An 11,696-nucleotide genomic window follows, 5' to 3' on the forward strand; every position below is an offset into this window, starting at 1 on the left:
AACGAGACCATGGGTCAGCAGCAAGACATTTACTACGTACCGAGCAAGAGCCAATGGCCGATCGTGGCCGCGGTGGTCATGTTCCTCACCGTATTCGGTGCGGCGCACTGGCTCAACGCGGAACCGGGCGAGAGCAGCTTCGGCAAGACGCTGTTGCTGATCGGTTTCATCGGCATCCTGCTTATGTTCTTCGGCTGGTTCCGCTCGGTCATTCACGAGTCGATGGCCGGTCGCTACAACAGCCAGGTGGATCGCTCGTTCCGCATGGGCATGATGTGGTTCATCTTCTCCGAAGTGATGTTCTTCGGCGCGTTCTTCGGCGCGCTGTTCTACATCCGCATGTTCTCTGTGCCGTGGCTGGGCGGTTACGGTCATGGCGTACTGACCCATCAGTTCCTGTGGAGCGATTACGCGGCTTCGTGGGGTTCGGGTGGTGGCAACGGTCCGGCGCACGTGGGCGGCAGCTTCGAGACGGTGGGGCCGTGGGGCCTGCCGCTGTTGAATACGCTGATCCTGCTTAGTTCCAGCGTCACCGTAACGATTGCGCACCATGCGTTAAAGGCCGGCCATCGCGGCAAGGTGTTGCTGTTCCTGGGCTTCACGGTGCTGTTGGGCGCAAGCTTCTTGTACTGCCAGGCGCATGAGTACATGGAGGCCTACAAGGACCTCAACCTTACGCTAGGCACCGGTGTCTACGGCTGCACCTTCTTCATGCTCACCGGCTTCCACGGTCTGCACGTGACCCTGGGCACGATCATGCTGGCGATCATCTGGCTGCGCGTACTGGCAGGCCATTTCAGCAAGGATCATCACTTCGGCTTCGAAGCCGTGGCCTGGTACTGGCACTTTGTGGACGTGGTGTGGCTGGGCCTTTTCATGTTCGTTTACATCCTCTGAGCGCGTTGCTATTCAGAGCAAAAAAGCCCGCCGGAAGGCGGGCTTTTTTTCTTTTGCCCCTTCTCCCCTTCGGGGAGAAGGTTGGGATGAGGGGCCAATCTTGTATAGATGGTGCTTCGAAGCTTGCTCTGATGAAGGCTGATCGCAAGATTGGCCCCTCACCTCAATCCTCTCCTCGCTCCTCAGAGCCGAGTACATCCATGTACTCTCCCCGCGTGCCCCGAAGGGGAGAGGAGGCAGAGCGGCGCTAAAGGTCGCAGCTTCCCGCGCCGACGAATGCGCCCCGCTACAATTACTGGCCCACGCCGTGGGGGTGGATCCAGCCCATCTTGATGCCGATGATCACCATGGCGATCAGCAGCAGGGAAAAGCTGATGCGGCGGGTCAAGGCCCATACCGTGCGCTTGCTGCCGTCTTTGTCGGTCATCATGAAATACAGTGCCTGGCCGAGGTTGAACACCACCACCAGGAACATGATTATCAGCGCGACTTTGTAGATGGTTTCCACGTGATAGGCCTGAAGAAGCTCGACATTGCCAGTATAGCCATCTGTCGCGGAGCCACAGCGTGAGCTGGATGCGTCGTCCGTCGTGGTGGTCGGTGCTGCTGACGGTGGCTGGCGCCCTGGTTTTTGTGCGTCTTGGCATCTGGCAGCTGCATCGCGCCGACTACAAGGACGGACTTCTGCGACGGTATGCCGCAGCGGCCAGCGTGCCGGTGCAGCCGTTCGATGCGGTGGCCGCGCAGCCGCCGCTGGATGCTTATCCACGGGTACGCGTGCAGGGTCGTTATCTGGTCGATCGTCTCTATCTGCTCGATAACCCCAAGCACGACGATCTTGGCGGTGCCGAAGTGTATGCGCCGTTCCAGCCTAGCAATCAAAGCAAACTGCTGCTGGTCGATCTGGGTTTTCTGCCTGGTAACGGCACGGACAAGGCGCCGCAATTGCCGCCGCTTCCCACCGATCAGCAAACCCTGCAAGGCCTCTATGAGCCACCGCCCGGCACCGGTCTGGAAATGGGCGGTAACGCGTTGGCGCAGCAAACCCAGTGGCCTAAGACGTCGATCTATCTGGATATGAATCAGGTGGCTGCCGATCTGCATACCACGCTTTATCCGCGAGTCTTGGCGTTGGACGCCGATCCGGCGTCGATCTATGTGCGCGTGCATACACTGGATCTTTCTTCGATGCCGCCAGCGCGGCATCGCGCTTATGCTTTTCAATGGTTCACTTTCGCCATCGCGGCGGTGGTGATCTTCCTCGTTCTACATCGAACGAAACGCCGTCCGAACAAGAGCAAGTCATGACTCCACCGACCGACCGCGCATTGCGCGCCAGCCGCCTCAAATTTCTGCTGGTCGTATTCGTGTTTACCGCACCGATCATTGCGGCCGCCTTGCTCAATCTCAGCGGTTGGCAACCGGTCGGTAAAGGTTATGGCGAGCCGATCGTGCCGCAGCGCAATTTCGAGCAAGAGCACGTAAGGGTGCGTATCGCCGATGGTCGCATGTGGTTATGGCGCGATAGTTCGCCGCGCCTCACGCTAATCGCGCTGGTCGGCCCGAATTGCGCCGCGCATTGCGTGGATGTCCTGACCAAGATGGCTGCCGCGCGCATCACGCTCAACAACAACATGTCGCGCGTACGTCTGCTCTATCTCGGCCAGCCACCGGCGGATGCCGCCACCAACGGCATGGAAAACTTCTGGCAGCTCGGCACGGATGTGGACGGTCAGCTGGCTACCTATCGCCCGACCACCCCCGATACCGTGAGTGCGTTGCTGGTGGAATCCGACGGTACCGCGCTGACGCTGTATCCTGCCGGCTTCGATCCTAGCGGCCTACGCAAGGATCTGCAGAAGGTTGTCCGCTAATGTCGTTGCGCCTCCGAAAAATCGTGCCTTATCTCGCTGTGCTGGCGGCGGTGTTCGCGTTCGGCCTGGTGATGTTCGGCGCTTTCGTGCGCCTTTCCAATGCGGGCCTGTCCTGCCCCGACTGGCCCACTTGCTATGGCAAAGCAACCTGGCCGGAACATGCGCAAGCCGTGGCCCAAGCCAACGCTGCGTTCCCGGATCGACCGTACGAGGCAGACAAAGCATGGCGCGAACAGGTGCATCGCATGCTGGCCGGCACGCTGGGTGTGCTTGTACTGATGCTCGCGTTGCTGGCGGCGCGGCGTGATCGCGTCACGCTGCTTGCCATCTTGATCAGCGCCTTATTCGCAACGGTGGGCGTGACGCTGTATTTGCATGGCGAACGTGACTGGTCGTCGGGTCTCGCGCTGCTGGCGATCCTGCTACCGACCATGGGTGCGTTATGGTTGCGCGAACGTTTTGCATCCAAGGTGAGCGTGCTGGCGCTGGCGGTGATTATCTTTCAGGCGATGCTGGGCATGTGGACGGTCACCTTGCTGCTCAAACCCATCGTAGTGATGGGGCATCTGCTCGGCGGCATGACGACCTTCGGGCTGCTTGCGTATGCGGCCTTGCGCTATACCGGCATCGGTACGCCGGATGACCGTTATGCAGGACTACGCAGAGCTGTTCTGTTCGGTATCGTGCTGCTGGCCTGCCAGATTGCGTTGGGCGGCTGGACCTCGGCCAACTACGCATCGCTCGCCTGCGGCACGGATTTTCCGACGTGCCTAGGGCAGTGGGCGCCGCCCACCGATTTCCGTCAGGGCTTCGTGTTGTGGCGTGAGATCGGCGTCAATTATGAAGGCGGTATCCTCGATATGGCGGCGCGTAGCGCCATCCAGATCGCGCATCGGATCGGCGCACTGGTGGTGTTCTGCTATCTCGCGTGGCTTTCGTATCGGTTGATGCGAAACGGTTTCCGCTTCGGCGGCACTGCGGTTGGCGTTGTGTTGGTGATCCAGGTCATGCTCGGTATCAGCAACGTACACTTCGGACTGCCGTTACCGGTTGCTACGCTGCATAACGGTGGTGCTGCGTTGTTGTTGTTCACGCTGCTGGCGAATTTTGCGCGCCTGCAGCCGTGGCGTTTCGATGCCGCGGAATCGCTCGCATGAGTCTTGTTCGCGAATATTTGCAGTTGACCAAACCGCGTGTCGTTGCGCTGTTGGTGTTCTGCGCAGTCATCGGCATGTTCCTCGCCGTACCGGGTATTCCGCCGTGGCGTGCGCTGGTGTTCGGCACGCTGGGTATCTGGATGGCCTCGGGCTCGGCTGCCGCATTCAATCATCTCATCGATGAGCGCATCGACAAGCTGATGGCGCGCACTGCGCGACGTCCGCTCGCCACGGGCAAACTCACGCCGAGGCAGGTGCTGGTGTTCGCCGTCGTGCTTGGCATCGTCTCGATGCTGGTGCTGGGGCTGCTGGTCAATACGCTGACCGCCGTACTTACGTTCGGCGGCCTGATCGGCTATGCGCTTGTCTATACCGCGTATCTGAAGCGCGCCACGCCGCAGAACATCGTGATCGGCGGTTTGGCAGGTGCGATTCCACCGGTGCTGGGCTGGACGGCGGTGACCGGTGCGCTGCATCCCTTCGCGTTGCAACTGTGCCTGATCATTTTCGTGTGGACGCCGCCGCATTTCTGGGCACTGGCGATCTTCCGCCGCGATGACTACGCCCGCGCAGAAATACCGATGCTGCCGGTTACCCACGGCGTCCCCTACACACGCTGGCAAATCCTTCTCTACACCATACTGTTGGTGCTGGTGAGTCTGCTGCCGCCTGTCACTGGCTACAGCGGGCTGATCTACTTCGGCGGGGCTGCCGTGCTGGGTAGTGGCTTTCTGTACTACGCCATTCGTCTGATGAACCCGCCGGACGAATATTTCGCCATGCGAGTGTTCAAGTATTCGATTGTCTACTTGATGGCATTATTCGCGTTTCTGTTGGCCGATCACTGGATCATCGAATCCGCTACAACTTCCCGCGGATTACTACAGTAGAAAGCGTGGTGGGTATGACAAAGAAGAGCCTGCTAATCGTCTTCCTGATGTCGTTGCTTGCTACACAACTGGTCTTTGCAGACGATCCTTCTGATGTAGAGAAAGCACCCGATGCGGCGTTGCTGCACGAGCGGGTTCTTCGTGTCGCCAGTGATCCCGCTGATCCGGTCACCTTAGTGATGACGGTCTATACCCCGGACGGCCCTGGACCGTTTCCGTTGGCCGTTATGAATCACGGTTCCACCGGAGGTGTGCCGCCCGATCAGCAGCCCAGGTACCGGCTTACTTTTTCGGCTTACTATTTTCTGTCGCGTGGTTATGCGGTGGCGTTGCCGATGATGCGTGGTTATGGCGGATCGGGAGGGCATTTGTCTGCGCGTAGTTGTGAAGATCTGGCGACGGGGCTCGATGCCGCGAAGGACATCCGCGCGGCCATCAACTACCTGAAGCAGCAGCCCTACATCGACGGCTCGCAGATTGTTGTGGCCGGTCAGAGTTTCGGTGGCTGGAATGCTCTATCCCTCGGTGCGCTCGATGTGCCTGGCGTGAAGGGATTGGTGAGTTTCGCCGGCGGCATGAAGGATTCGAAATGTCGTGACCCGGATGGCGCATTGATCACCGCGGCGGGGCAACTCGGCAGCGAGGTGTCAACGCCGTCGATCTGGTTCTTCGGCGATAACGACCAAGTATTTGCAACGCCGGTGTGGCGTGCGATGTACGAGCACTACACAGCGGAGGGCGCGCCCGCTGAATTGGTGGCCTATGGGAGATTCGGAACCAATTCGCACAATCTGCTGGGGTCCGCTGAGGGATTGCCTATCTGGGCGCCAAAACTCGATGCGTTCCTTGGGCGAGTCCATTTGCCCAATACCCTCGTGCACCCCGAGTACTTGCCGCAAACAGCACCTGCACCCAGCCACTACGCCGACCTTACCGATCTGCAGGCGCTGCCTTATCTCAACGCCATCAGCGGAGGTCGCGGCGCTGCCTACTATCAGCAATTCCTTGGAAAGGAGTTGCCGCGAGCTATTGCCATCGGAATTCATGGCGCCGGAGAGGCAACCGGTGGATTTGACCCGATTCTCTGGGCGATGAGGCATTGTCAAAGGGTGACCACCGGCTGCCGCCTTTATGCCGTCGATAATGAAGTGGTCTGGGTGCGCCCTACGCCCGCTCCCCCTCCCAGTCATTTTGCGCAACTGAGCGACGAAAGCGCGGTGCCCTATTTGAATCCCCAGGGTCGGCTCGGTTACGAGAAATTCCTGATGATGGCCAGGCCTCGTGCGTTTGCGGTCGCGCCGGATGGCGGCTGGGATGCGGCCTCACTGGGTCCCGATCCGGTCGCCTTTGCGTTGGCGAAATGTGGCGCGGCTCACCCCGGATGCCGGCTTTACGCGGTGGACGGCGATGTCGTGTGGCAACACTGACGAAGGTTTTGCCGCCGAAGTCGGGCCTGAGAAATGACAACGAAGATGAGCGCCTGCGCTCGCTGCGTTTTAGGCCATCCAGCATGAATAAGTTTATTGCAGGCGCTTGACACTCCCGCACCGCAGCAAGACAATGCACGCGCCCGCCGGCGCGCTATTGGCCGACCGGGCCTCTGTCCGAACTTAACCAAGGCATATGGACGTTTACCCTAGTCGCAACGTCGACATCCGCTCGCATCGGGTGCCGGCATTGCATAACAAGCTGATCGTTCGCGGCAACCGCCAGCGGTTGGCCGGCGCTTTCCTAGGCTAGGGAAGTCCGGCCCGCTCCTAACGGTGCCGTGAGCACCGTTTTTAAGGAGATGGGCCGATGAAGCTCCTTCGCGATTTCTTTCGCCTCCGCACCGCAGGCCGGTTTTCCGTGGCTGGCCGGCGCGATGCTGTGCGCGTTCCGTTCACCGTGACCGTTCCCCAGCCGCTGAACAAGCAGGCCGAGCGGGCTCCGATCGATATGCATTGGCAGATCGAGGCTGGCCAGGGTCGCCCCCTGTCGCATTGGCACGAACACCCCGCCGCGGACTTGCCGCGCACGTCCCGTCATCTTCATCTGGTATCAAGCCACTGATGCGCCGTAGCAATCTGCGCAAAGGGTGGCCTCCGCCATGGTCGGTTTTCCGGCCGGGGCGGCATCGCCCTGAGCGCGGATCGCCATAGCGGAAGCTAGTCGTCTCAAACGCTCGCCTCCGTGTCGCACGCACATTCATCCACGGAAGCGAAACATGATGAAGCAATCCACCCAGGCTGTTATGGCCAAGGCTGTCGCCAAGGTAACGGCCGCGCCGCTGCGCGCGACCGCCGCCCAGGATGCATTCAAGGAGAACGAGGCGCTGCTGGTCGAGCTGGATACCAGTGCGGCCGGTCTCAACGAGGAGCAGATCACCGAGCGGCTGGCGCGCGACGGTGTGAACGAGGTGTCGCACGAGAAGCCGCCGCACTGGACGGTCCAGCTGCTGCGCGCGTTCAAGAACCCCTTCATCGTCGTGCTGCTGATTCTGGCGGGAGTGCAGGTGTTCCTCACGCCGGACGATCTGTCGGGGCCGATCATCATTGCGGTGATGGTCGGCATCAGCGTGCTGCTCAGCTTCAGCCAGGAATACCGTTCCACCAAGGCTGCGGAAAAGCTCAAGGCGATGGTGCGCAACACGGCCACCGTCACGCGCCGCGCCTCGGACGAACATAGCGAGCGCATCGAAGTGCCGGTCGGCGAGCTGGTGGTGGGCGACATCGTGCATCTGGCGGCGGGCGACATGGTGCCCGCCGATCTGCGCTTGCTGACGGCGAAGGATCTGTTTATCAGCCAGGCCATCCTCACCGGCGAATCGCTGCCGGTGGAGAAGGCCGGTCCGGCTCAGGCACATGTGGTGGACAGTGGTGCGCATGGCGCGCAGGAGGGCAATCCGCTCGACCTGCCCACCGTCTGCTACATGGGCACCAACGTCGTCAGCGGCACGGCCACTGCGGTGGCGGTGGCGACCGGTTCGCGTACCTATCTGGGTTCGCTGGCGCGCACCATTGTCGGCGAGCGCGTGCAGACCAGCTTCGATCGTGGCGTCAGCAGCGTTAGCTGGCTGCTGATCCGCTTCATGCTGGTGATGGTGCCGGTGGTGCTGGGCATCCAGTGGTACAAGCACGGTTTTCTAGAGGCGCTGCTGTTCGCGCTGTCGGTCGCCGTCGGCCTGACGCCGGAAATGCTGCCGCTGATCGTTACCGCCAATCTCGCCAAGGGCGCGATGGCGATGTCCCGGCGTAAGGTGGTGGTGAAGCGGCTCAACGCGATCCAGAACTTCGGCGCGATGGATGTGCTGTGCACCGACAAGACCGGCACCCTCACGCTCGACAAGATCGTGCTGGAGCGTCACCTGGATCTGGACGGTGAGGATTCGGAAGACGCACTGGAATACGGCTACCTCAACAGCCACTTCCAGACCGGCCTGAAGAACCTGATGGACAAGGCCGTGCTGGCACATCGCGATCTCGAGCCGATCGTGGCGCGCTATCGCGTAGTGGACGAGATTCCGTTCGACTTCCAACGCCGTCGCATGTCGGTGGTGCTGGCCAACGGCGACAGCCAGCATCTGCTGGTGTGCAAGGGCGCGGTCGAGGAAATGCTCTCCATCTGTACCACGGTGCGGAGTGGTGACGAGATCGTGCCGATGACCGACGAACGTCGTCGCGAGATCAAAGCGATGACGCGTCGCCTCAATGAGGATGGTCTGCGCGTACTCGTGGTGGCGATCAAGCAGCAGCCACCGAGCAATCGCACCTATGGTGTCGCTGACGAGACGGGATTGACCGCCGTCGGTTGCCTGGCCTTCCTCGATCCGCCCAAGGACACCGCGGCCACTGCGATCGCCGCGCTGCATCACCACGGCGTCGAAGTGAAGGTGATTACCGGCGACAACGAAGCGGTGACACGCAAGATCTGCCGCGAAGTGGGTCTGGACGTGGAGCACTCCGCGCAGGGTCGCGACATCGAACCGCTGGACGATGCAGCGCTCGACGCGATGGTCAAGCGCACCACCGTGTTTGCCAAGATGTCGCCGCTGCAGAAGGCGCGCGTGGTGAAATCGCTGCAGCGCCAGGGTCACACCGTCGGCTTCCTCGGCGATGGCATCAACGACGCGCCGGCATTGCGCGAGGCGGATGTCGGTATCTCGGTGGATACCGCCACCGATATCGCCAAGGAATCGGCAGACATCATCCTGCTGGAAAAGAACTTGATGGTGTTGGAGGAGGGTGTGCTCGAAGGGCGCATCACCTTCGGCAACATCATGAAGTACATCAAGATGACCGCCAGCTCCAATTTCGGCAATGTACTGAGCATGCTGGTCGCCAGCGCGTTCCTGCCGTTCCTGCCGATGTTGCCGCTACAGGTGCTGGTGCTGAATCTGTTGTACGACATCTCGCAGCTATCGATTCCGTTCGACCGCATGGACGATGATTACCTGCGCAAACCGCAGAAGTGGGATGCCGGCGACATCGGTCGTTTCATGGTGTGGATCGGGCCGGCCAGTTCGGTGTTCGACATGACCACCTTTGCGTTGCTGTGGTACGTGTTCGGCGCCAATAGTGCGGACCACCAGGCGTTTTTCCAGTCCGGCTGGTTTATCGAAAGCCTGCTGACGCAGACGCTGGTGGTGCACATGATCCGCACGCGCAGGATCCCCTTCCTGCAGAGTGTCGCGGCAGCGCCGGTGCTGGGCCTGACTACGGCGATCATCGTGATCGGCATGGTGATCCCCTACACCGCGCTCGGCACGAAGATCGGCATGCTGCAATTGCCCAACATCTACTACGCGTGGCTGGCGGTGACCGTGCTGGCGTATATGGCGCTGACGCAGATGATGAAATTGCTGTATATCCGCCGTTACGGGCGTTGGCTCTGAACGAGCCATTTCATAGAACTGGTGGTACTTCCTCTCCCCTTCGGGGGGAGGATGGTGGTGAAGGGTTGATCTTGCGATAGCGTTGCATCGAAGCACGCTTCGCAAGGTGGAATTACGCAAGATTGGCCCCTCATCCCAACCTTCTGCCCCAAGGGGAGAAGGAGCGGTGCGGTCCCGCGGTATCGACGGTGGCCGCGAAACATGTTTTGGAGTTGCCGACATGAAAGGCACATTCGCCTTGTTTGACATCGCCGGCTATGTCGCCCTGCTGTTATGGGGTACGCACATGGTCACCAGCGGCGTGCTGCGCGGCTACGGCAGCGCGCTGCGTCGTTGGCTTGGCCGTTATCTGGGCCGGCGCCCGGCTGCCTTCGCGTTTGGCGTGTGCCTCACCGCGCTGCTGCAGAGCAGTACCGCCACCGGCATGATGGCCACCTCGTTCGCGGCCAGCGGTTTCCTCGGCCTCGCACCGGGCTTGGCGGTGATGCTGGGCGCCAATGTCGGTACCACGCTGATCGTGCAAGTGATGTCGTTCGATATCGCGGTGATCGCGCCCATCATGATCCTGCTCGGCACGGCCCTGCATCGTCGCAGTGACGATGTGCGCTATCAGAACCTCGGTCGTGTCGGCATCGGTCTTGGCCTGATGCTGCTCGCATTGCATTTGCTGGTGCTGACGATGGCGCCGATCCAGAACGCGCAGGCGCTGCGCGCGGTGATGCAAAGCTTGTCCGACGAACCCATGCTGGCGCTGCTGGCGGCCGCCATACTGACGTGGCTGTGCCATTCCAGCGTCGCCGTGGTGTTGTTGATCGTCTCATTCGCCACGGCAGGTGTCATCGACGCACCCGAGGCACTGGCCTTGGTGCTGGGAGCCAATCTCGGCAGCACCCTGCCGGCGTTGCTTGAAGCGAACACACCCGTTGCTCGTCGCCTGCCGCTAGGCAATTTGCTGGTACGTGCATTCGGTTGCCTGGTTTGCCTGCCGTTGCTGCACCCGCTGACGCATTGGCTGGCGCCGCTCGGTGCTTCGCCAGCGCGTATGGCGGTGAACTTCCATACCGCGTTCAACTTGGGGCTGGCGCTGATTTTCATTTTGCCGGTGGAGCGCCTCGCGCAAATTTTGGTTCGTTTGCAACCGGAGCCACCGCGTCCGGCCGACCCGGGCTTACCGCTGTATCTCGATGAAGCGGCGCTCGATAGCGCCAACGTGGCACTGGTCAACGCCACCCGCGAAGCCATGCGCATGGCCGATACGGTCGAAAGCATGCTCACCAATCTGGTCGAGGTATTCGGCACGGACGATGCGGCACGCGCGTCCGCCATCAGCCGGATGGATCCGTCGCTGGATCGTCTCGGCATCGCTATCCGTCAATATCTCGCCGATCTGGTTGGCGAAGCGTTGAATGAGGAAGACGGCGAACGCAGCCAGGAGATCCATGCGTTCGTGATCAACATCGAGCATATCGGCGATATCACCGCCAACAACCTGATGGAGTTCGCCGCCAAGAAGGCCCAGAGCGGGCAGGATTTTTCCGCCGACGATATCCAGGACCTCGCGGTCATGCACACGCAGATCATGGAAAGCCTGCGGTTGGGCATCACCGTGTTCATGCGCGGCGATCTGCGTGCAGCGCAGCAGCTGGTCGAGCGTAAAGAATTGCTGTGGCGATTGGAAAACGAAGCCTCCGATCGGCATATCCGCGCCCTGCGTGAACAGCGCGATGGCGGTGGTGGTGATGTCTATCTACGCATTCTGCGCGATCTCAAGCGCATCCACTCGCACCTCGCGGCACTGGCCTATCTGCCTCTGGAGCGTGCCGGCCTGTTGCAGAACCGGCTGGTTCGCGAACCGAATTCCAACCATGTAGCAGAAGGAAAAGCCTGAACTTGGACAGTCACACGCAAGCCGAACCACCCAGTATTAACTCGCCTTACTGACCCTCGCGCGCCGCGTGCGGCTCCTTCAAGGAGCTTCCCCGGAGGCGGTGGCTTTAGGCGGCCT

At 61.0% G+C, this 11,696-nt stretch carries 10 protein-coding genes; 9 read left to right on the forward strand and 1 reads right to left on the reverse strand.

The annotated features are described in order from the left end of the window. Nucleotides 1-9 precede the first annotated feature (9 nt). Nucleotides 10-897, forward strand: a complete 888-nt coding sequence (locus tag QQL64_RS12725; protein ID WP_284400201.1) for a cytochrome c oxidase subunit 3 — start codon at nt 10-12, stop codon at nt 895-897. Between the two features lie 292 nt (nt 898-1,189). Here QQL64_RS12725 and QQL64_RS12730 read toward each other — a convergent pair whose 3' ends face one another. After that, nucleotides 1,190-1,405: a twin transmembrane helix small protein gene (locus tag QQL64_RS12730; protein ID WP_284400204.1), complete on the reverse strand. Its 216-nt coding sequence runs from the start codon at nt 1,403-1,405 to the stop codon at nt 1,190-1,192. Between the two features lie 59 nt (nt 1,406-1,464). Here QQL64_RS12730 and QQL64_RS12735 point away from each other — a divergent pair, with 59 nt between their 5' ends. The 8 genes from QQL64_RS12735 to QQL64_RS12770 all read left to right on the forward strand — a co-directional run bounded on the left by QQL64_RS12735 (nt 1,465) and on the right by QQL64_RS12770 (nt 11,579). Next, on the forward strand, nt 1,465-2,205 hold the full coding sequence (locus QQL64_RS12735; protein ID WP_284400207.1) for an SURF1 family protein: 741 nt from the start codon (nt 1,465-1,467) through the stop codon (nt 2,203-2,205). Next, nucleotides 2,202-2,771, forward strand: coding sequence for a hypothetical protein (locus tag QQL64_RS12740; protein ID WP_284400209.1), 570 nt, complete (start codon nt 2,202-2,204; stop codon nt 2,769-2,771). The genes QQL64_RS12735 and QQL64_RS12740 overlap by 4 nt, the downstream gene beginning before the upstream one ends. Further along, nucleotides 2,771-3,928, forward strand: coding sequence for a COX15/CtaA family protein (locus QQL64_RS12745; RefSeq protein WP_284400211.1), 1,158 nt, complete (start codon nt 2,771-2,773; stop codon nt 3,926-3,928). The genes QQL64_RS12740 and QQL64_RS12745 overlap by 1 nt, the downstream gene beginning before the upstream one ends. Continuing rightward, entirely contained in the window at nt 3,925-4,818 is an 894-nt protein-coding gene (gene cyoE, locus QQL64_RS12750) for a heme o synthase (protein WP_284400213.1), read from the forward strand. The genes QQL64_RS12745 and cyoE overlap by 4 nt, the downstream gene beginning before the upstream one ends. A 14-nt stretch (nt 4,819-4,832) precedes the next feature. Beyond that, on the forward strand, nt 4,833-6,245 hold the full coding sequence (locus QQL64_RS12755; protein ID WP_284400215.1) for a dienelactone hydrolase family protein: 1,413 nt from the start codon (nt 4,833-4,835) through the stop codon (nt 6,243-6,245). Between the two features lie 370 nt (nt 6,246-6,615). Next, nucleotides 6,616-6,870 (forward strand): hypothetical protein, encoded by a 255-nt coding sequence (locus tag QQL64_RS12760; protein WP_284400218.1) that lies wholly within the window; start codon nt 6,616-6,618, stop codon nt 6,868-6,870. 154 nt (nt 6,871-7,024) lie between these two features. Beyond that, nucleotides 7,025-9,691, forward strand: a complete 2,667-nt coding sequence (mgtA, locus tag QQL64_RS12765; RefSeq protein WP_284400221.1) for a magnesium-translocating P-type ATPase — start codon at nt 7,025-7,027, stop codon at nt 9,689-9,691. 220 nt (nt 9,692-9,911) lie between these two features. Next, entirely contained in the window at nt 9,912-11,579 is a 1,668-nt protein-coding gene (locus QQL64_RS12770; protein ID WP_284400224.1) for a Na/Pi cotransporter family protein, read from the forward strand. Nucleotides 11,580-11,696: the final 117 nt, after the last annotated feature.

The sequence above is a fragment of the Dyella lipolytica genome (genome assembly GCF_030160075.1).
In the GTDB taxonomy this organism is placed as follows: Bacteria; Pseudomonadota; Gammaproteobacteria; order Xanthomonadales; family Rhodanobacteraceae; genus Dyella_B; species Dyella_B lipolytica.